This window comes from Streptomyces sp. NBC_00667 (assembly GCF_036226825.1).
Lineage (GTDB): Bacteria > Actinomycetota > Actinomycetes > Streptomycetales > Streptomycetaceae > Streptomyces.
Genome location: NZ_CP109022.1, coordinates 6,338,012 through 6,360,330, shown reverse-complemented (window position 1 = coordinate 6,360,330; position 22,319 = coordinate 6,338,012). Strand labels below are relative to the sequence as shown.

At 75.2% G+C, this 22,319-nt stretch carries 7 protein-coding genes; 5 read left to right on the top strand and 2 right to left on the bottom strand.

Translation table 11 applies throughout. From position 1 onward, the window contains the following. Nucleotides 1–21 precede the first annotated feature (21 nt). From OHA81_RS28800 to OHA81_RS28780, 5 genes are all read left to right on the top strand, one after another. On the top strand, nt 22–7,833 hold the full coding sequence (locus OHA81_RS28800; protein ID WP_329200688.1) for a non-ribosomal peptide synthetase: 7,812 nt from the start codon (nt 22–24) through the stop codon (nt 7,831–7,833). Continuing rightward, the gene (locus tag OHA81_RS28795; RefSeq protein WP_329200686.1) at nt 7,830–18,368 is read left to right on the top strand and encodes a non-ribosomal peptide synthetase; all 10,539 of its coding nucleotides are present in this window, start codon (nt 7,830–7,832) and stop codon (nt 18,366–18,368) included. The genes OHA81_RS28800 and OHA81_RS28795 overlap by 4 nt, the downstream gene beginning before the upstream one ends. 68 nt (nt 18,369–18,436) lie before the next feature. Then, nucleotides 18,437–18,637, top strand: coding sequence for an MbtH family protein (locus OHA81_RS28790; protein ID WP_329200685.1), 201 nt, complete (start codon nt 18,437–18,439; stop codon nt 18,635–18,637). 101 nt (nt 18,638–18,738) lie between these two features. Then, nucleotides 18,739–20,061, top strand: a complete 1,323-nt coding sequence (locus OHA81_RS28785) for an MFS transporter (RefSeq protein WP_329200683.1) — start codon at nt 18,739–18,741, stop codon at nt 20,059–20,061. A gap of 209 nt (nt 20,062–20,270) precedes the next feature. Continuing rightward, the gene (locus OHA81_RS28780; protein WP_329200681.1) at nt 20,271–20,456 is read left to right on the top strand and encodes a hypothetical protein; all 186 of its coding nucleotides are present in this window, start codon (nt 20,271–20,273) and stop codon (nt 20,454–20,456) included. An 81-nt stretch (nt 20,457–20,537) separates the two neighbouring features. Here OHA81_RS28780 and OHA81_RS28775 read toward each other — a convergent pair whose 3' ends face one another. Together OHA81_RS28775 and OHA81_RS28770 are read right to left on the bottom strand one after the other, a co-directional pair. Then, the gene (locus OHA81_RS28775; protein ID WP_329200679.1) at nt 20,538–21,077 is read right to left on the bottom strand and encodes a hypothetical protein; all 540 of its coding nucleotides are present in this window, start codon (nt 21,075–21,077) and stop codon (nt 20,538–20,540) included. 194 nt (nt 21,078–21,271) lie between these two features. Continuing rightward, nucleotides 21,272–22,309, bottom strand: a complete 1,038-nt coding sequence (locus tag OHA81_RS28770; RefSeq protein ID WP_329200678.1) for a helix-turn-helix transcriptional regulator — start codon at nt 22,307–22,309, stop codon at nt 21,272–21,274. Nucleotides 22,310–22,319: the final 10 nt, after the last annotated feature.

The window sequence follows — 22,319 nt, the reverse complement described above, 5'->3', positions numbered from 1 at the left end:
ACTGAGGAGACTGACCACCGCATGGCCACTCACGACCACGGGTTCCTGCCCCTGACCTCGCCGCAGAGCGGCGTCTGGTTCGCGCAACAGCTCGGTCCCGCCCGCTGCGACTACACCATCGGCGAGTACCTGGAGATCCACGGGGCGCTGGACGCCGATCTCTTCGAGCAGGCGCTGAGCCGGACGCTGGCGGAGACCGAGGCGCTCGGCATGCGGTTCGCCGAAGTGGAGGGCGAGGTACGGCAGATGCGCGCCGACCGGCCGCCCTTCCGGCTGGCCACGGCCGATGTCGGCGCCTGCTCCGATCCGGCCGCCGAGGCCGACGCGCTGATGCGGGCCGAGCTGGCGCGGCCGACGGACCTCGCGACGGGCGACGTGTCGCGGCACCTGCTCGTACGGACGGGACCGGGGACCCACCGCTGGCTCCAGGCGTACCACCACATCGTGGCCGACGGGGTGAGCGGGTCCCTCCTCGCCCGCCGCGTGGCGGAGGTGTACTGCGCCCTGGCGACCGGCGCCCCGGTGCCCGCCTGCGACGCGGCGCCGTGGGAGCGGATCGTCGCGGAGGAGCGCGCCTACCGGCAGTCCGAGGAGCACTCCCGCGACCGGGAGTTCTGGCGGGCGAAGCTCTCCGGCGCCCCCGAACCCGTGAGCTTCACGGGACACTCCCCGGCCCGGCCGACCGGCACTGCCGTACGGGTGAGCCGCGAGCTCGACCCCGTCGACGCAGGGACCTTGCGGGACGCCGCCCGGCGGCTCGGCACCCGCTGGTCGGCTCTGGTCATGGCGGCAGCCGCCGGCTACCTGCACCGCGTCGGCGCCACCGAGGACGTGGTCCTGGGGCTGCCCGTCACCGGGCGCACCACACCCGCCGCGCGCCGTACGCCGGGGATGTTCTCCAAGGTGCTGCCGCTGCGCCTGAGGGTCACGGGGTCGATGTCCGTGGAGGAGCTGGTCCGCAGCACCTCGGCGGGGATCAAGGAGGCGCTGCGGCACCAGCGTTACCGTGTGGAGGAGCTGTACGGCGGCGCGGACGGATCGGGGGCCCGGCCCTGGGACGCCGTGGTCAACCTGATGTCCTTCGACTACGGGCTCTCCTTCGACGGCGCGCGTGCCACCGCGCACAACCTTGCGGTCGGCCCGGTGGACCACGTGTCGGTCAATGTCTACGACCGCGGTGGGGAGGGCCCGCTCACCGTCCAGGTCGAGGGCGACGCGGCAGAGGGCGGCACGGACGCGCTCGCCGCACAGCAGGACCGGTTCATCCGGTTCCTGGTGGCGCTGGCCACCGCCGACCCGTCGGCCCCGGTCGACTCGCTCGGGCTGCTGACGGACGCCGACGAGGAGCGGCTGGCCCTCCTCGGCGACGGCGGCAGCACCGCGACCACGCGAGGCGCATGCCTGCACCGGCTGTTCGAGGAGCAGGCGGCGCGCACCCCGGACGCGGTGGCCGTGGTCTGCGCCGACGAGCGGCTGAGCTACGCCGAACTGGACGCCTGGGCCGAGGACATCGCGGGCCGGCTGCGTCCGCTGACCGCCCCGGGCATGCCCGTCGGTGTCAGTGTGGAGCGCTCCCCGGCCATGGTCGCCGCGCTCCTCGGCATCCTCAAGGCGGGCGGCTGTTACGTGCCGCTCGACCCCGCGCTGCCGCGCCGCCGGATCGCGTACGTGGTCCGGGACGCGGCCATCCGTACGGCCGTTGCCGGTCCCGGCGCCGCCGACTGCCTGCCCGCGGAACTGGACGCCGTGGTGGCGACGGGCGACCGGCCCGCCGGACCGGTCGCCTCGGCCCACTCCCGCCCGGACCTGCCGCTGTCCCCGGACAGCCCCGCGTACCTCCTGTACACCTCGGGCAGTACGGGCGAGCCGAAGGGGGTCCTCGTCCCGCACGCGGCGGCGGCCGACTTCGTCCTCGGGCACCTGGCCCTGTGCGGTGCGGGAGCCCCCACGACGGCCCGGGGCTCCGGCGAGCGGTTCCTCGGCTTCGCGTCCCTGTCCTTCGACGTCTGCGTCCTCGACGTCTTCGGTGCGCTGCTCAGCGGCTCGGCCCTGGTCCTCGCCACCGACGAGGAGCGCACGGACGTCGACCGCCTCCAGGCGCTGCTGGCCCGGGAGCGGGTCACCGTCGCCGACCTGCCGCCCGCCCTGCTGCCCCTGCTCGACCCGACCGCCCTGCCCGCCCTGCGCTTCCTGTCCACCGGCGGCGAGGCGCCCTCCGGGGACGCCGTCGACCGGTGGGCCGGCGACGGGCGCGAGGTGTGGAACGCCTACGGGCCGACCGAGGCCGCGGTGTCCGTCACCATGCACCGGTGCGCGTCCCCCTCCGGCGGGCGGGTCCCGCCCATCGGCCGCCCCATGGTCAACCACCGGGCGTACGTGGTGGATCCGCAGCTGCGCCTGCTGCCGCCCGGCGCGGCCGGCGAGTTGTGCGTCTCCGGCGCGGGACTGGCCCACGGCTACGCGGGGCGCCCCGGGATGACCGCCGAGCGGTTCGTGCCGGACCCGTTCGCCGAGGTGCCCGGCGAACGGATGTACCGGACCGGGGACCTCGTCCGCTGGTCGGCGCAGGGCGAGCTGGAGTTCCTCGGCCGCATCGACCAGCAGGTCAAGGTCAACGGCCACCGCATCGAGCTGGGCGAGATCGAGAGCGTACTGGGCCGCCACCCCTCGGTGGGCCAGGCCTCGGTCACCGTGCACGAGGCGGCGGGCGGCGGCCGGCGCCTGGTCGCCTTCGTGGCGCCGGCCCCCGGTGCGACGGCGGCCGGAGCGGCGGAGCTCGCCGCCCACTTGGCCGAGGCGCTTCCCCGCTACATGGTTCCCCACACCTTCGTCGAACTGGACCGGCTGCCGCTGACCGCCGGCGGCAAGGTGGACCGCAAGGCGCTGGTCGTCCCGGCCGGCGCGGAGGCACCGCCCGCGACGGCCGACGGGCCGCAGGGCCCGTACACCTCGGCCGAGCGGACCCTGAGCGCACTGATCGGTGAGGTCCTCGGCTGCCGGGCGGCCCCCGGTGACAACTTCTTCGCACTCGGCGGCGACAGCATCGCCGCCCTGAGCCTGGTCAGCCGGGCCCGGGCGCGGGGGTTCTCCTTCACCCTGCGCGAGGTCTTCGAGCACAAGACGGCCTCCGCGCTCGCCGCGGCTGCCGCAGGCCCCACGGGCGGCGCGGCCGGAACCGCCGGTGAGGAGGAATACGGCGAACTGCCCGCGACGCCCGTCATGCGGTGGCTGGTGGAGGGGCCCGGCCCGTACGGCCGTTTCAGCCAGTCCCTCGTGCTCGCCCTGCCCGAGGGTGCGGACGACACCCGCCTGCTCCGGGTCCTGCAGGCGGTCGTCGACCACCACGCGGCCCTTCGGCTGCGCACCGCCGACGGCCCCGAGGGCACGCTCTGCTCGGTCGGAGCGCCGGGAACGGTGGACGCGGCCGGCCTCTACCGCAGCGTGGACACCACCGGGCTGGACGACGCGGCACGCACCGCCCTGATGGAGCGGGCGGCGGCCGACGCCGCCGCTGAACTGGACCCCGCCGCCGCAGTGGTGTTGCGGGCGGTCCGCTTCGGGGGCGCAGGCGCCCCGGGACGGCTGCTGCTGTGCGTGCACCACCTCGCGGTGGACGGGGTGTCCTGGCGCATCCTGATGGAGGACCTCGCCGAGGCCTGGGCGGCGGTGTCGGAGGACCGGCCGGTACGGCTCACCCCGGGCGGCGCCTCCTTCCGCGACTGGGCGGAGCACCTCCAGCGGCAGGCCCACTCCCCCGAGGTCCTGGAAGAACTCCCCTTCTGGCAGGCGGCCTTGGCCCCGGTCACGGCCCCGTCCGCGGCTCCCGCGCCGTGGGACCGGGTGCCCGACCCGGTCCGCGACACCGCCGGCACCACCCTCACGCTCACCCTGGACCTCCCCGCGGAGGTCGCCGCCCCGCTGCTCTCGGCGGTTCCCGCGGCCCTTCGTACCGGACCTGCCGAGATCCTGCTCGCGGCGCTCGCCCTGGCGACCCGCGATCCCCTGGCCGGTGGCGGCAGCGGGCCCGGGGCCCTGCTGCTCGACCTGGAGGGCCACGGCCGGGCCGACCGCACGGGCCGGCACGACCTGTCCCGCACCGTGGGCTGGTTCACCACCCAGTACCCGGTCCGGCTCGACCTGAGCGGTCTCGACGCGGCCGGGGCGCGCACCGGCGGTGACGCGCTCGCGGAGCTGGTGGGCCGGGTCCACGACACCCTGGCGGCCGTGCCCGACCACGGCACCGGCTACGGCCTGCTGGCCCGGCTGAACCCGCGGACCGCGCGGGAGCTGGCCGGGGCGGCGCAGCCGCGGGTCCTGTTCAACTACCTGGGGCGGTTCGACGCCTCGGGGGACTCCCCGTGGGGGCCGGCCGCCGAGGCGGGCGGTCTGCGCGCGGCCTGCGATCCGCAGATGCCCGTCGACCACTGCCTCCAGATCGACGCCCTCGCCCTGGACGGACCGGCGGGCCCCGCCTTCCGCGCCGTCCTCACCTGGCCGCAGCACCTGGTCGACCGGTCCGAGGCGCAGGCCCTGGCCACCGGGTGGGAGGAGTCCCTGCGGCTGCTGGCCCGCTGGGCGCCCTCGTCCGCCGGGGCGGTGCGGCCCGCGCCCCGGGACTTCCCCCTGGTGCGCCTCACGCAGCCGGAGGTCGACCTGCTGGCGGACCGCTACCCCGCCATGAGCGACGTCACCACCCTGTCCCCGCTGCAGGAGGGCTTGTTCTTCCACGCCTCCTATGACGCCGCGGGCGTGGACGCCTACACCGGGCAGCTCGTGCTGACCCTGGACGGCGCCCTGGACCCCGGGGCCCTCGCCTCGGCCTGCCGCGGACTCCTGGCCCGCCACAGTGCACTGCGGGCCGCCTTCACCGACCGCGGCCTGGACCGGCCCGTACAGGTCGTCCTCGGTGCGGTGGACGCCCCGTGGGAGAGCGCCGACCTGTCCGGCCTGGACGAGGAGGCGCGGGAGCGTGCCTGGGAGGAGCTGCTGGCCGCGGACCGGGGACGCCGCTTCGACCTGGAGCGGCCGCCGCTGGTGCGCTTCACCCTGGTCCGGGTGGGCCCCGGCCGCCACCGCCTGGTGATGACGAACCACCACATCCTGTGGGACGGCTGGTCCTCGGCGGTCCTGCTGCGCGAACTGCTCGCCGGCTACGGAGCGGCCACCGGCCCGGAGCCGGCCGACGCCGTGCCGGGCATCCCCTACCGGGACCACCTCGACTGGCTGGCCCGCCAGGACCGGGACGCCGCCACCGCCGCCTGGGGCTCCGCCCTGGCCGGTCTCGACGAGCCCACCTTGCTGGGGGCCGCCGACCCGCACCGGCTCGACGCGCTGCCCGAACGGATCTCGCTGGAACTCCCGCCCGGCCTGACCGAGCGCCTCACCGAGCGGGCCCGGTCCGCGGGCATCACCCTCAACAGCGTGGTGCAGGGTGCCTGGGCGGTCCTGCTGTCCCGGCTGACCGGCCGCGACGACGTGGTCTTCGGCGGTACCGTCTCGGGCCGCACGGCCGACCTCGAAGGCATCGAGGAGATGGTCGGGCTGCTGATCAACACCCTGCCCGTCCGCATGCGGGTGGACCGGGCGGAGCCGCTGATCGCCGCTCTGGGCCGGTTCCAGGACGAGCAGGCCCGGCTGATGGACCACCAGCACCTCGGCCTGGCCGACATCCAGCGTGCCACCGGGCTGGGCACGCTCTTCGACACCACCGTGGTCGTCGAGAACTACCCGCTCGACCTGGAGTCGATGCGGGAGCCGGTCGGCGGAGTGCGGCTGACGGGGGTCGACGGCTGCGACGCCACCCACTACACCCTCAACCTGATCGTCCTGCCGGGTGAAAGGCTGCGACTGCACCTGGACCACCGGCCCGACGTGCTGGACGCGCGGGCCGCGCGCAGCGTGGCGGACGCGCTGGAGCGGCTGCTGGTCACCGCGGCCGACGCTCCGCGGACCCCGGTCGGGGAGATCGACCTGCTCTCCGCCGAGCAGCACCGGCTGATCGAGGAGTGGAACGGCACGGCCGTCCCCGTGCCCGACACCACGCTCGTGGAGCTGTTCGAACGGCAGGTGGCCGCCACCCCTCACGCCCCGGCGACCGTGTTCCGCGGGGAGCGGCTGTCGTACGCGGAACTGGACGCGCGCGCCGAGCGGCTCGCGGCGGCGCTGCGGGCCCGCGGTGCGGGTCCGGAGCGGATCGTGGCCGTCGCGCTGCACCGCTCGACGGAGATGGTGGTGGCGCTGCTGGCCGTGTTGAAGTCCGGGGCGGCGTACCTGCCGGTCGACCCCACCCTCCCCGCGGACCGGGTGGCGTACCTGCTGTCGGACGCGCGGCCGGTGCTGCTGATCACGACCGAGGACGTGGAGCCGCTGCTGCCCGGGACCGGGCCGGTACGGGTGCGCCCCGACGCGGCAGCCGGGGCCGACGGGCCGGCGGCGCGGGCGCCGCTGCCCTCGCACCCGGCGTACGTGATCTACACCTCCGGTTCGACGGGCCGGCCCAAGGCGGTCGTCGTGGAGCACGCGGCCATCGTCAACCGGCTGCTGTGGATGCAGGACCGCTACGGGCTGGGCCCCGACGACCGGGTGCTCCAGAAGACCCCGTTCGGCTTCGACGTGTCGGTGTGGGAGTTCTTCTGGCCGCTGCTGACGGGCGCCGTGCTGGTGGTCGCCGAGCCCGGCGGGCACAAGGACCCGGCCTACCTGGCCGGGCTGATCCGGCGCGAGTCGGTCACCACCGTGCACTTCGTGCCGTCGATGCTCGCGGTCTTCGCGCAGGAGCCGACGGCCGGCCGGTGCCGGTCCCTGCGCCGGGTGGTGTGCAGCGGCGAGGCGCTGCCCGAGGAGCTCAAGAACCGGTTCCTCGATGTGCTGGACGTGCCGCTGCACAACTTGTACGGGCCCACGGAGGCCGCGGTCGACGTGACCCACTGGGACTGCCGCCGCGAGGACCGGGGCCCGGTGCCGATCGGCAGGCCGATCTGGAACACCGCGCTGTACGTCCTCGACCCGGCCGGGCTCCCCGTACCCGTAGGTCTTCCCGGCGAGCTGTACCTCGCCGGTGCCGGGCTGGCCCGCGGCTACCTGCGGCGGCCGGAGCTGACCGCGGACCGCTTCCCGCCGGACCCCTTCGGGCCGCCGGGCTCGCGGATGTACCGCACGGGTGACATCGTCCGCCGGCGTGCCGACGGGGCGGTGGAGTACCTGGGCCGCACCGACGACCAGGTGAAGATCCACGGCTTCCGCATCGAGCTCGGCGAGATCGAGACCTCCCTCGCCCGCCTCCCCGGCGTCGGCCGCGCCGCGGTGGTGGTCCGCGAGGACGCGCCGGGCGAGCGCAGGCTCGCCGGATACGTGGTCCCCGCCACCGGGGCGGTGCTCGATCCGGCGGCGATGCGGGCCGAACTGGCGCGGGCGCTGCCGGAGTACATGGTGCCCCTGCTGGTCGTGCTCGACACCCTGCCGGTCACCCCCAACGGCAAGCTCGACCGCAAGGCGCTGCCAGCCCCCGCCTCCCAGGCCGCCCCCGCGGGGCACGAGCCGCCCGCCGGGGAGACCGAGGAGTTCGTCGCGCTCGTCTGGGAGACGGTCCTGGACCGCACCGGCATCGGTCGTCACGACGACTTCTTCGCGCTCGGCGGCCATTCGCTGAGCGCCACCCGGGTGGCGGCCCGGCTGCGCCAGGCACTCGGCCTGGAACTGCCCCTGCACACCCTCTTCGAACACCGGACCGTCGCAGGCCTCGCCATGGCGGTCGAAACGGCCCTCTTCGCCGACATCGCCGCCACGGCGGACGACGCAGCACTTCCACTCGTAACCCAGGGAGAGACCTCGTGACCACCCAGGAGAGCTCGCCGGCGGCTGTGCCGCCGGCCGTCGACAGCCGGCTCGCCGCGGCCCGTGAGCTGCTGCGCCGCCGGGTCCAGGCCGCGCTGGCCGATCCGTCGGCCGCCCACGGCCCTGCGGCGGGCGGCGCGGAAGGCACCACGGCCGGGGACGGCGCCCCCGCCCGTGAGCCCGTCGCCTCCTTCGCCCAGGAGCGGATGTGGCTCGCGGACCGGATGGCGGACGGCCGCTCCGGATACGCGGTCCCGCAGGTCGTCCGGATGCGTGGCACGCTGCGCCCGGAACTGCTGCGCCAGGCCCTGACCGCCGTGGTGGGCCGGCACGCCACGCTGCGCACCGTCTTCGAGGAGCGCGACGGGCTGCCGCACCCCGTCGTCCTGCCGGCGTCCCTGGCCGTACCGCTGCCGGTCCTCGACCTCGGTGCGGGACCTCTGGAGGACCTGGAGCTGCGGGCCGAAGGACTGGCCCGCGAGGAGGTCCGCCGGCCCTTCGACCTGGCCGACGGCCCCTTGTTGCGCGCCCTGCTGATCCGGCTGGGCGCGCAGGACCACCTGCTGGTGCTGGTGGTCCACCACATCGCCACCGACGGCTGGTCCATGGGATTGCTGTGGCAGGAACTGGCCGACGGCTACACCGCCCTGGCACAGGGCCGGCCGCTGCCCGCACCGGCCCTGCCGCTCGACTACCAGGCGTACGCCCGCTTCCAGCGCGAGCGCTTCGACCACGGCTTGATGGAGAACCAGTTGAGGTACTGGGAGCACTCGCTCGCCGGCCTCGAACCGCTGGAGCTGCCCACCGACCGGCCCCGGCCGACCCGCCGGAGCGGCGACGGACAGAGCCTGGCGTTCACCCTCGACCCGTCGCTCACCCAGCGGCTGCGCGGCCTCGCCGAGGCCCGCGGAGTCACCCTGTTCATGACGCTGCTCGCAGGGTTCCAGGCCGTGCTCGCCCGCTACGGCGGCAGCACCGACATCGCGGTGGGCACGCCGGTCGCCGGGCGCGACCGGGTCGAACTGGAGCCGCTGGTCGGCTTCTTCGTCAACACGCTGGTCCTGCGCACCGACCTGTCGGGGGAGATCGGCTTCGACGGGCTGCTGGACCGTGTCCGCCGCGTCACGCTCGACGCGTACGACCACCAGGAGGTGCCCTTCGACCGGGTGGTGGAGCGGCTGAGTCCCGAACGGGTCGGCGACCGCAACCCGCTGGTACAGGTGATGTTCGCGTCCGCCCAGGACGAGACGGCCGGGCTGCGCCTGCCGGGGGTCGACGCGCAGGCGGTCACCGCCGACTTCGGCGGCTCCCTCTTCGACATCAGCGTGTTCGTGGCCGAGGGCGCCGACAGCTGCACGGGCTCCTTCGTCTACGACACCGACCTGTTCGACCGCGCCACGGCGGAACTGCTCCTCGCCCACTACCTGGAGCTGCTGGCCGCGGCCGCGGCCGAACCCGGCCGCCCCCTCGGGGAGCTGCTGCCCGCCGCCGCCACCGCCGAGCGCCTCGTCGGGGCGGGGCACGGCGCCGTGCGCACCGACCTCGCCCCCGCCGCGCTGCCCGCCCTGTTCGCCGAGCGGGTGCGCAGCTCCCCCGGCGCCGTGGCCGTCGTGTGCGGGGCGGAGCAGCTCACGTACGCCGAACTCGACTCCCGCTCCGACGCACTGGCCGCCCTGCTCACCGAGGCGGGAGTCGTCCGCGAATCGGCGGTGGCGCTGCTGCTGGAGCGCTCCCTCCAGGTGCCCGTGGCCATGCTGGCCGTCCTGAAGGCGGGCGGCGCGTACGTCCCCCTCAACGCCGGCTTCCCGGTCGAGCGGCTGCACTGGATGCTGGAGCGGACGGGCGCCCGGCTGCTGCTCACCGATCCGGTCACGGCCGGCCACGAGGCCGTCGCCACCGTACCGGCCGGCGTACGGGTGCTCGACGTGACGTCGGGGCGGGCGGGGGCGGTGACGGCCGCGGCGGACCTTCCGCCCTGCGTGCCGGACCAGCTGGCCTACGTGATGTACACCTCGGGGTCGACGGGCGAGCCCAAGGGCATCGCCGTCACCCACGCCAACGTGGCCGCACTCGCCCGGGACGCCTCCTTCGGCCCGGCGCACCGCCGGGTGCTCGCCCACTCCCCGCTGTCCTTCGACGCCTCGACGTACGAGCTGTGGGTGCCGCTGCTGGCCGGAGGCACCGTCGTGATGGCACCGCCCGGCCGGATCGACACGGCGGCGCTCGCGGACCTGGTCCGGGAGCACGCGGTCACCACCCTGTGGCTGACCGCCGCCCTGTTCGACCTGGTGGTCGACGAGTGCGTGGAACTCCTCACCGAGGTCCGGGAGGTGTGGACCGGCGGCGAGGCAGCATCACCGCAGGCCTTCCGCCGGGCCCTGGCCGCGGCCCCCGACACCCTGCTGACCAACGCCTACGGCCCCACCGAGACCACCACCTTCGCCACCCGGCACACCCTGGACGCCCGTGCGGGCCACGGCGTCGAGGGGCGCGTCCCCATCGGCACGCCGCTGGACGACACCCGGCTGTACGTACTGGACGAGCGCGGCCGCCCGGTGCCCGAGGGCGCCGTCGGGGAACTGTGCATCGGCGGCACGGGACTCGCCCGCGGCTACCTGGGCCGGCCCGGACTGACCGCCCGCCAGTTCGCCGTCGACCCGTACGGGCCGCCCGGTGCCCGCATGTACCGCACCGGCGACCTGGCCAGACGCCGCCCCGACGGCACCGTCGACTACCTGGGACGCGCCGACCAGCAGGTGAAGATCCGCGGCTTCCGCATCGAGCCCGGCGAGATCGAAGCCGAACTGCTGCGCCTGCCGCAGATCGGCCGGGCCGCCGTCGTCGTGCGTGCCGACTCCTGCGGCGAACAGCAGCTCGTCGCGTACGTGGTGCCCGCGCCCGGCGGGAGCGCCGACCCCGACGAGCTGCACCGCGCGCTCGCCGCCCGCCTCCCCGCCTACATGCTGCCGGCCGCGATCCTCCCGCTGGAAGAGCTGCCCGTGACCCCCAACGGGAAGCTGGACCGCCGCGCCCTGCCCGCTCCGCCCGAACAGGGCGTGCAGCGGTCCGGTTTCACCGCTCCCGCCTCCGCCACCGAGGAGCTCGTCGCCGAGGTGTGGGGCGAGATGCTCGGCCAGGACCGGATCGGGCGGCAGGACGACTTCTTCGCCCTCGGCGGCCACTCGCTGCGCGCCACCCGGGTGGTGTCCCGGCTGGGCGCCCGGCTCGGCGGGGCCGTCCCGCTACGGCTGCTGTTCGAGAACCCGGTGCTCGAAGGGTTCGCCGCGGCCCTGGACCTGCTGCGCGGGGACACCCCGCCGGCCGACCCGGCGGACGCCGCCGACGACGTGATCGGCCCGCGCCCGGCCGACTCGCCGGCGCCGCTGTCCTTCGCCCAGCAACGCCTCTGGTTCCTGGACCAGTTGCAGCCGGGACGCCCCGACTACAACATCCCCGTCGTCGCCCGCCTGCACGGAGCGCTCGACGCGGCCGCCCTCCTCGACGCCCTGCGCACCGTCGTCACCCGGCACGAGGTGCTGCGCTCGCGGATCGGCGAGGGACCGCTCGGTCCCGTACAGGCCGTCGAGCCGGCGGAGGTGTTCGTCCCGCTGCTCGCCGACCTCTCCCCACTGCCGCTGGAGCAGGCCCGTTCGCGGGCGCTGGGCATGGCGTACGCGGACGCCGCGGCTCCCTTCGACCTGACGGCCGCGCCGCTGCTGCGGGCCCGGCTGGTGCGGACGGCCGCCGAAGAACACCTCCTCGTGCTGGTCCTCCACCACACCGTCGGCGACGGCTGGTCGATGCCGGTGCTGTGGCAGGAGCTCTCGCACTCCTACGCCGCGCTGCGCCGCGGCGAGCAGCCGGCCCTGCCCGCCCTGCGCGTCCAGTACGGGGACTTCGCGCACTGGCAGCAGCAGCGCCTCGCCTGCGGCGCGGCCGACCGCGGGATCGCCCACTGGCGCGCCCGGCTGGCCGGCCTCGCGCCGCTGGAACTGCCCACCGACCGGCCGCGCCCCGCCACCCGCTCGGGTGCCGGCGACACCGTCTCCTTCGAAGTGCCGGCCGCACTCGCGGCCCGCCTGGGCTCCGTGGCCCGGGAGCACGGCGCGACCCTGTTCATGGTGCTGCTGGCCGGCTTCCAGTCGCTCCTGGCCCGCTACACGGGGCAGCACGACATCGCGGTGGGTTCCCCCATCGCGGGCCGCGACCGCACCGAACTCGAGCCGCTGATCGGCTTCTTCGTCAACACCCTGGTCCTGCGCACCGACCTGTCGGGCGATCCCGCCTTCACCGCGCTGCTGGGCCGGGTCCGGGAGACCGCGCTCCAGGCGTACGAGCACCAGGACGTCCCCTTCGACCGGCTGGTGGAGGAGCTGCGGCCGGAGCGCGACCTCAGCCGCAACCCGCTGTTCGACGTGCTCTTCCAGCTCCACCCGGAGCAGCCGGACGCGCTGCCGCTGGAGGGGGTGCGGGTGGAGACCGTCGAGACCGCCAACGGGACCTCGAAGTTCGACCTCAGCCTGGCCATGACCGAGCACCCGGGCGGTCTGACGGGCACCCTGAGCTATGCCACCGACCTCTTCGACCGCGGCACGGCGGAGCGGTTCGGCGCCCACTACCTGCGCCTGCTGCGCTCGGCCGCCGAACGGCCGGACGCGCCCCTGTCCGCGCTGGAGGTCCTGTCGGTGGGCGAGCGGGCCGCCCTGCTCGGGGAGGGCTCCCCCGCCGCCGCGCACCCCGCCGCGCCCGCGGCGACCCTGCACTCCCTGGTGGAGGAGCAGGCCCGGCTGCGGCCCACCGCGGTCGCGGTGACCTGCGGGGAACGCTCCACCGGTTACGGCGCGCTCAACGCGGCCGCCAACCGGCTGGCCCGCCGGCTGCGGGAGCGCGGCATCGGCCCGGAGACCACGGTCGCCGTCATGACCGGCCGTGACACCCGTACGGTCGTCGCCGTACTGGCCGTCCTCAAGGCGGGCGGCGCCTACGTCCCCCTCGACCCGGGACACCCGGCCGAGCGGATCCGTACGGTCCTCGCGGACAGCGGGGCCCGCCTGGTGCTGACCGGCGGACTGCCCGACGGGCTCCCGCCCCGGATGCCGGACTCCGTACCCGTGCTGGAGGTGGACGAGGTCACCCCGGTGGCGGGCGCCGCCGACGCGGACGACCCGGAGGCGGCCGACCTGCCCGCCCTGGCCGGACCGGGCAACCTGGCCTACCTGCTGTACACCTCCGGGTCCACCGGCAGGCCCAAGGGCGTCGCCGTCCCGCACGCCGCGATCACCGGCTATCTGGCCGCGCTGACCGCCACCTTTGGGATCGGCGCCGAGGACACGGTCCTGGCTCGCACCGCGCTCACCTTCGACCCCTCGGTCCGCGACCTGTTCGCCCCGCTGACCACCGGCGGGCGCGTCGTACTGGCCTCCGAGGACGAGGCCGCGGACCCGGACGCGCTGGCCCGGCTGCTGCGCACCGAGCGGGTCACGGCCCTGCTGTCGATCGTGCCGTCCATGCTGGCCCCGCTGGTCGAGGCCGTCCCGGAGCCCTGCCCGGACCTGCGGCTGGTGATGACCACGGGCGAGGCGCTCACCGCGGGGCTGGCCCGCGCGGCCCGCGCGCTGGGTCCGGCGGAGCGGCTGCGACTGGTCAACCAGTACGGACCGACCGAGTGCACCAACACCACCACCTACCACGTGGTGACGGACGCCGACATCGACAGCGGCCGCATCCCCATCGGCCGCCCGCTGCCCGGGGCCCGCGTCCTCGTCCTCGGTGAGCACCTCGAACCGCTCCCGCGCGGCGCTGTCGGCGAGCTCTTCATCGCCGGCCGCGGAGTCGCCCGCGGCTACCTGGGCGATCCCCGCCGCACCGCCGAGGCCTATCCGCCGGACCCCTACGGTCCGCCCGGCGCCCGGATGTACCGGACGGGCGACCTGGCGCGGCTGCGCGCCGACGGGGTCCTGGAGTTCCACGGCCGCCGCGACAACCAGGTCAAGGTCCGGGGCCACCGGATCGAGCTGGGCGAGGTGGAGGCGGCCGTACTGCGCCACCCGGACGTGGCGCGCGCCGTCGCGGCCGCCCACGGCGAGGGCGCCGACCAGGCACTGGTGGCGTACGTGGTGTTCGAGCCGGGGGCGGCCGCTGACGCGGCGGCCGTGCTCGACGCGGTGCGCGAGGTGCTCCCGGCCGCGCTCGTGCCCTCGGTGCTCGTCACGCTCGACGCCCTTCCGCTGACGCCCAACGGCAAGGTCGACCGCCGGGCGCTGCCCGCGCCGGAGCCCGGCACGGGCGGGGCGGCCCGCGCGTACCTGGCGCCGCGCACCGAGCTGGAGCGCACGGTCGCCGAGGTGTGGGAGGAGGTGCTCGGCGACGGCCCGGTGGGCCTGCGCGACCACTTCTTCGAGCGCGGCGGCCACTCCTTGCGGGCCACGCGGGTCATCTCGCGACTGCGGACCCTGCTGGGTCTGGAGATCCCCGTGCAGTTGCTGTTCCGCCACCCCGTCGCCGGTGACCTGGCTCGAGCGCTGGCCACCTCGGCGGACAGCGGCGAACGGGCGATCCCGGCGCGGGCGGCCGGACCGGGACCGCTCTCGTTCGGTCAGCAGCGGCTGTGGCTGCTGGACCGGCTGCAGCCGGGACGGCCCGACTACAACATGCCGGGGGCGATGCGGCTCAGCGGGACGCTCGACACCGCGGCGGCCCTGGGCGCGCTGCGGGACGTCGTCACGCGTCAGGAGGTGCTGCGTTCGCGGATCGCGGCCGACGGGGGCGGTGTGGAGGAAGCCCGCCTCGTCGTGGAGCCGGTGGAGGTGTTCTCTCCCGCGTTCACCGATCTGGTCACCGGTGCGCCGGCCGGCACCGATGCGGCCGCCGCCGAGGAGCGCGCGCTCGAACTGGCCGCGGCGGATGCCGCCCGGCCCTTCGACCTGGCCGCCGCACCTCTGCTGCGGGCCCGGCTCATCCGGGTCGCCGAGCGGGAGCACCTGCTGGTGATCGTCGCGCACCACATCGCCTTCGACGGCTGGTCGGTCGCCGTGTTCTGGCGGGAGTTCTTCGCCGCCTACCGTGCGCGGACCGAGGCCGGCGCCGAGCCGCTGCCGGAACTAACCGTCTCCTACGGCGCGTTCGCGGCATGGCAGCGGGAGCGGCTGACCGGCGACCTGCTGGCGGAGCAGCTCGGCTACTGGCGCGGACAGCTGGCGGGGCTGGCCCCGCTGGACCTGCCCACCGACCGGCCGCGGCCGTCCGTGCCCTCCGGGCGCGGCGACCAACTGCCCTTCACCGTGCCCGCGCCGCTGCTGGAGCGGCTGCGCGAACTGGGCCGACAGCACGACGCCACCCTCTTCATGGTGCTGCTGGCCGGCTTCCAGGCGCTGCTCGCCCGCTGGTCGGGGGCCCAGGACGTGGCGGTGGGCTCGCCCATCGCGGGCCGCGACCGCAGTGAACTGGAGCCGCTCGTCGGCTTCTTCGTCAACAGCCTGGTGCTGCGGGGGGACCTGTCCGGAGATCCCGCGTTCACGACGCTGATCGGCCGGGTCCGGGAGACCTGCCTGGAGGCGTACGCCCGGCAGGACGTTCCCTTCGAGCGGCTGGTGGAAGAGGTGCATCCGCAGCGCGACCTCAGCCGCAACCCCCTCTTCCAGGTGATGCTGGTGCTGAACGAGGAGGCCGCGGCCGCGCCGGCGCTGCCGGGTCTGGCCGCGGAGCCGCTCGCCCTGGCGAGCGGCGCCTCGAAGTTCGACCTGTCCCTGTACTTCTCCGAGGAGGACGGGGAACTGCACGGGGAGGCGGTGTTCGCCACCGACCTCTACGACCGGCAGACCGTCGCCCGGATGACGGACGCCCTGCTGGAACTGCTCGCCCGCGCTGCGGACGCGCCCGACGCACCGGTCGGCTCGCTGGCCCTGCTCGGCGCGGCCGAGGAGCAGCGGGTCCTGCACGAGTGGAACGACACCGCCGAGGCGGGCGCGGACCGGCCGTTGCACGAACTCGTCGGGGAGCAGGCCGCGCGCACCCCCGGCGCGGTCGCGGTCGACGACGGTACGCGGAGCCTGGACTACGCCGGGCTGTGGGCGGCCGGCGGGCGCCTCGCCCGGGAACTGGCCCTGCACGGGGTCGGCCCGGACACCGCCGTCGCGGTGTGCGTGGAGCGCTCGGTCCTGCTGCCGGTGGCGCTGCTGGGCGTACTGCGCTCGGGCGGGCTGTACGTGCCGGTGGACCCGCAGTACCCGGCCGACCGGGTCGCGTACATGCTGTCCGACAGCGGGGCCCGGGTGCTGGTGGTCGCCGGTGGCGGCGCCCGGCTCCGGACGCCCGACGGCGTGCGGGTGGTCGACCTGGAGGCGCTCCTCGCGGCCGACGGCGCGGCCGGCCCCGCCGGGGCTCCCGCGCCCGTCGCGCTCGCCCCGGAGCACCTCGCCTACGCCATCTACACCTCCGGGTCGACCGGTCGGCCCAAGGGGGTCATGGTGCCCCACCGCGCCCTGGCGAACTTCGCCCGTGACATGACACGACGGCTGGCCCTCGCCCAGGGGGACACGGTGGCCGCGGTCACCACGGCGTCCTTCGACATCGCCGTGCTGGAGCTGCTGGTGCCGCTCGCCGCGGGAGCCACCGTACGCGTCGTGGACCGCGAGACGGCTCGGGACGGAGTGCTGCTGGCCAGGGAACTGGACGCGGCCGCCGCCACCGTGGTGCAGGCCACCCCGGCCACCTGGCACCAGCTGATGGAGACGGGCTGGCGCGCCCCCGCGGTACGGGCGCTGTGCGGTGGCGAGGCACTGCCTGCGGCCCTCGCCGAGCGGATGCGTGCGGCCCTGGGCACCGTGTGGAACGTGTACGGGCCCACCGAGACGACCGTCTGGTCCACGGCCCACGAACTGTCCGGCCCCGCGGGCGGCGGTGCGGTGCCGATCGGCTCGGCACTCGCCAACACCCGGCTGTACGTGCTGGACGAGCGGATGCGTCCGGTCCCGGCCGGCGTGTTCGGCGAGCTGTTCATCGCGGGTGACGGGGTGGCCCGCGGCTACCACGGCCGGCCCGCAATGACCGCGGACCGCTTCGTCCCCGACCCGTACATGCCGGGAGGCCGGCTGTACCGCACAGGGGACCTGGTGCGCCGGCTCCCGGACGGCAGCCTGGAGTACCGGGGCCGGGCCGACGGCCAGGTCAAGGTGCGCGGCCACCGCATCGAGCTCGGCGAGATCGAGGCCGCGCTCGCCCGCCACCCGCAGGTGCTGGCGGCCGCCGTGGCCGTCCACGGCGAGGGCGTCGACGCGGTACTCGCCGGATACGTGACCTGGCGGGACACCGAGGGGGACCTGCGGGCCCTGGGTGACTTCCTGCGCGAGGACCTGCCCGAGTACATGGTCCCGCGGGTCCTGAGCGCGCTGGAGCGGCTTCCGCTCACGCCCAACGGCAAGCTCGACCGGCGGGCGCTGCCCGCCCCGTCGGCCGCGGCTGCCCTGGAGGGCCGGGCACCGCGGGTGGCGCCGCGCGACGCGGCGGAGCTGCGGATGGCCCGGCTGTGGGAAGAGGTCCTCGGGGTGGCGCCGATCGGCGTCCGCGACGACTTCTTCGACCTGGGCGGCCACTCGCTCAAGGCGTTCCGGCTGATGGGCGCCGTACAGCGGGAGTTCGGGGTGGAGCTGCCGCTGAACATGGTGTTCCGCCGGCGCACCGTGGAGCTGCTCTGCGAGGCGCTCCCGGAGGCGGGCGCGGCGGCCGCCCGGCTGCTGGTCCCGCTCGCCGAGGGGGATCCGGCGCGGCCTCCGCTGATCCTGGTGCACCCGCGCGGCGGTGACGTCGTCTGCTACCGGGACCTGGTGCGCGGGCTGGCCGAGGCCCCGGCCGGCGACCGGCGGGTCCTGGGACTGGAGTCCGTCGGCTACAACACCGCGGACGTACCGCTGGAGCGGGTGGAGGAGATGGCCGAGCGCTACCTCGCCGCCGTCCGGGAGGAGGTGCCGAACGGCCCCTATCTGCTGGCGGGCTGGTCCTTCGGCGGTACGGTCGCCTTCGAGATGGCGGTACGTCTCGAAGCCGCCGGGGAGACGGTGGCCTTCCTCGGCCTCGTCGACACGGCCGCTCCCGGTCCGGTGCCGCGCGCGGACGCCACGGCGGGCGATCCGGATCTGCTCGAGTACGGCATCGCCGCCGGGCTCGACGCCGCCGAAGCGCGCGGACTCGACGAGGACGGCCTCCTCGACGCGCTGGTCCGGCGCGGCCGCGAGGACGGCAGCCTTCCCCGCGGTGCGGCCCCGCAGGCACTGCGGCGCCTGCTGCGGGTCGCCGAGGCCAACGGCGCCGCGTCGGCGGCGTACCGCACCGAAGCCGTCCTGAACGCGGCCGTCCACCTCTGGACGGTGGCCGAGGTGCACGGCGAACTCGCCACCCCGCTGGTGGATCCGGGGCCCTGGCGGCTGCGCACCGGCGGAGCCCTGCGGCACGCGGTGGTCCCCGGCAACCACCACACCGTGATGGACCCGCCGCACGCCGCGGCGTTGGCGCGGGCTCTCGGCGGGGCCCTGCCCGCCTGACCCGAAGTTTCCGTACCCCCGACACGCACCCGACACGCACCCGACACGACAAACAAGGAGAGACAGACATGAACGACTCGACGACCCGGCAGTTCCTCGTGGTGGCCAACGACGAGGAGCAGTACTCCCTCTGGGAGACCGACCGGCCCGTCCCGCCCGGCTGGTACGGACAGGGCTTCCAGGGCACCAAGGACGAGTGCCTGGCGCACATCGACCGCGTGTGGACCGACATGCGCCCGCGCAGCGTCCGCCTGGCCGCGGCCGGCTGACCGCCGCCCGACCGCCGTCCCACTGATCACCGCGGCGCCCGGCGTCCCTCCCCCGGGGGGCCGGGCGCCGCGGCGCACGAAGGAAGGACCGAAGAACCGTCATGAATCCGCCCGTGCCACCCGCGCCGCCGCCGCGGCGGCTGCTGCCCCTGTTCACCCTGGTGGCAGTCTCCGGCGTCTCCTCCCTCGGCATCGCCATGACCCTGATCGCCGTGCCCTGGTTCGTCCTCCACGGCACCGGCAGCGGCGCCCGCACCGGGTTGGTCGCCGCGGCGGAGATGCTGGGGCTGCTGTGCTCGGCCGTGCTCGCCGGCCCGGTCGTGGACCGGTTGCCCGCGCGGGCCGTCAGTACCGGTGCCGACGTGCTGAGCGCCGCGGCCCTGGCCCTGGTTCCGCTGCTGCACTCCCGGGACGCGCTGCCGCTGCCGGTCCTGGTCTGCCTGGTGTTCGTGGTGGGCGCTGCGCGCGGCCCCGCCGACACCGCGAAGCAACTCCTGCTGACCGGGGCGATGGAGGGCGCCGGCGTCACGGCGGAGCGGGCGACCAGCGCCGTCGAGGGGGCCCGCCGGATCGGCATGATGACCGGCGCCCCGCTGGCGGGGCTGCTCATCGCCACCGCGGGGCCGGTACGGACCCTGTGCGCGGACGTGGCGGCGATGCTGTTCTGCGCCCTCCTCGTGGCCCTGATGGTCCCGGCCGCGGGCGCGACCCGCACGACGGGCCCGGGGGTGACCTCGTACGTACGGGACCTGCGCACGGGATGGACGCGGTTGCGCGACGACCGGCTGCTGCGGGCCATGACCACCGTCCTGCTGGTGACCAACGCGCTCGACGGGGCGCTGAACGGAGTGCTCTATCCGGCGTACGGCACGCGGGTGCTGCACAGCAGTTCCCTGTTCGGGGCGATGGTCACGGCCATCGGGGCGGGGGCGCTGCTGGGTGCGGCCCTGTTCGGCTGGACCGGTCACCGGGCTCCGCGCCGCGCCCTGTTCGTGGCGGCCTTCGTACTGGTGGGAGCGGTGCGTTGCGCCGCTCTGGCGGCCGAGCCGGCGCCGGTCGTGCTGCTGGCGCTGCTGACCCTCTCCGGGATCGGGTCGGGGGTGGTCGGGCCGCTGATGATGTCGGTGGCGTACCAGCGGGTGCCGCAGGAGGTGCGCGGGCGGGTCTTCGGGCTGCTCGTCGCCTGCGCGCTGGCGGCCACACCGCTCGGCATGCTCGGTGCGGGGGTCCTGCTGGACCGCTGGGGGCTGACCTGGTCCCTGGTGGCGACGGGGGCCGTCTACCTGGGTGTCACGCTCGCGCCACTGGTGCTGCGGGTATGGCGCCAACTGGACATACCGGATCCGGCCATGCCCCAATGGGATCAGACCGGGGGCCGCGCCGAGGGTGCGGTTCAGGTACCGGTTCCGGCGTCGAGCCACTGAGCGGTTCGTATGGTTTGAGGGTGATTTGCCGCCCCTCACCTTAACGCCAGGCAGCTTGATGAACGCTCGGGTGGCACTCCACGGGTGCTCGCGGACGGCAGAGTTGGTTTCGCAGGACAACGACCGGCGCGGTTCCCCCACGAGGCGGACCGCGTCACCACCAGACCATCTCCTGGGGGGAACCCATGCTGAAGCGCTACCTTCTCACCGTGTCCGTCACGGTTGCCGCCCTGCTGGTGCCGGCCGGCGCGGCCTCGGCCGACACCGGCCCGGACGCCCCGGCGGCCACGGCGGAGGTCCACGCCCCCGCCCCGCGCCCCGTGATCGTGCGGAGCACCACCAACTCGGGTACGGAGCGGGGCAAGACCCCCACCGACAGCTCCTGGGGCGGCTGACGCCCGCACCCGCCCGACCAGCGGGTGCAGGACGTACGGGAAGGGGCCGCCTCGTCGAGGCGGCCCCTTCCCGTACGTCGCTCAGCCCGTCGGGGCCCGCAGACGCGTCACGGCGTAGCGGGCACCCGCGGTGAACTCGGCCCGGCGCGACCAGTGCGCCGGGACGTACAGCACCTCACCGGGGCGCAGGCGGCACGCGAACGACGTGGGGCCCGGTTCGGTGGCCGCCGCGGTCCGCGTACGGGAGAGCCGCCAGGTCCCGGCGCCCGCGATCTGGTGGACCAGCAGGTGGTCGCCGCCGCCGTCTCCGGGCCGGACCGCTCGGGCGGCGCCCTCGCCGCCGTCGGCGGTGTCCACGGCGAGGGTGCGGGCCGAAAGCCCGGTCAGGCAACCCAGTTGGGCCGTCAGGAGACCGAGCTGGCTGTCGGCCAGTTCCGGCTCGCAGGCCCCCGGTCCTTCGACGAGGGCGGGGTGGTCGTACTCGGGCCACAGGATGCCGGGGGCGCGTCCGAGGTGGACCGACAGGAAGAGGCCCAGCTCCCGCAGGTGCAGCGCCGCCGGCTCCTCCACGGGACGAAGCCCCGTCCCGCACACCGCGGATCCGTCGTCCGGCATGTCCATGTGCCCCGCCCCCTTGACTTGCGCCGATCGGCCGCGGCTTCGGCGTCGGCGTTCCCGGCACGGGCGCGCGGGCGACGGACCGTCAGCTCACGGCTCTCATCGGGGAAGCATCCGGCACGGGGCCGCGCCGGCACCAGACACGTGTACCCGTTCCCGGATTCGCGCGACAGGAACGGGGGGCCGGCGGCGGCAGTTCACTCCTCGGGCACGTCGGCGGCGGCGAGGCCGGGGGCGGCTTCGGCGGCGGCGAGGCCGGGGTCGGCGCCGAGCAGTCCGCGCATGGCTGCGGCGACCCCCGCCTGGAAGCGGCTGCCGGCGCCCAGCTCCTCCATGATGTCGGCGATGTGACGGCGCGCCGTACGCAGGGACATCCCCAGCCTCCTGGCGATGGCCTCGTCCTTGAGCCCCGCACCGAGGAGTTTGATGATCGTCTCGTGGATCTCTCGAGCCACTTCCTCCAGCCCCTGGCCGGCCGCGTTGGAGAACGGCGTGGCCAGGTCCCAGGTCTGCTCGAAGATGGAGCAGAGGTAGGCCACGGTGGAGGGTTCACGGATGACCACCGCCCCCCAACTGCCGTCCTGGGCCGGAATGAAGGCCAGTTCGCGGTCGAAGACGATCAGGCGGCCGAACAGCTCGTGGGCGGTGCGGTACTCCGCACCCAGGGCCGAGGCCGCCGCGACATAGGCCTGGCTGGGGCCGTTGAAGCGCGCGGTGTGGTGGTAGAGGCTGCGGATGGATATGCCGCGTTTCAGCATGGCCTCGTCACGGCGCAGGGCCTCCTGCATGGCCTCCGGCACCCGGCTGCCGCCGCCCGGCTGCGAGGTCAGCATCTCCCTGACACAGGCGTCCGAGGCGCGGTTGAGGGCGCCGCGTACGTCCTGCAGGTTCTCCAGGACCTCCAGGGACTCGCCCGCGGTGCGGCGCTGGAGGTAGTGCGGTTCGAAGCGGCCGAGTTCCGCGCGGATGCCGCTGATCATCCGCTCGCGCTCGCGGATCTGCACCTCCAGCGGGGCGACGAGCTGGGAGGCGGCGGTGTCGGGCGCGACCGCGAAGGCCACCGAGGTGTCGTCGGGGCCGATGTGGAGCAGGTGCGCCCGGCGCAGCCGTTGGGTGCTGCGGCGGACCTCCTCCGGATCGCGGCCGGTCGCGGAGGCGACGGCGTCCACTTCGAGGCTCCGGTGTTCGAGCACCCATCCGTAGACGTCCAGGTCGGCGTCCTCCAGATCAGGCACCAGGTCGGAA

What these genes read in the sequence shown, in the direction of transcription:
- OHA81_RS28800 (WP_329200688.1), top strand. Translation starts at nt 22, where the DNA reads ATGGCCACTCACGACCACGGGTTCCTGCCCCTGACCTCGCCGCAGAGC.
- OHA81_RS28790 (WP_329200685.1), top strand. Translation starts at nt 18,437, where the DNA reads ATGAACGACTCGACGACCCGGCAGTTCCTCGTGGTGGCCAACGACGAG.
- OHA81_RS28785 (WP_329200683.1), top strand. Translation starts at nt 18,739, where the DNA reads ATGAATCCGCCCGTGCCACCCGCGCCGCCGCCGCGGCGGCTGCTGCCC.
- OHA81_RS28775 (WP_329200679.1), bottom strand. Translation starts at nt 21,077, where the DNA reads ATGGACATGCCGGACGACGGATCCGCGGTGTGCGGGACGGGGCTTCGT.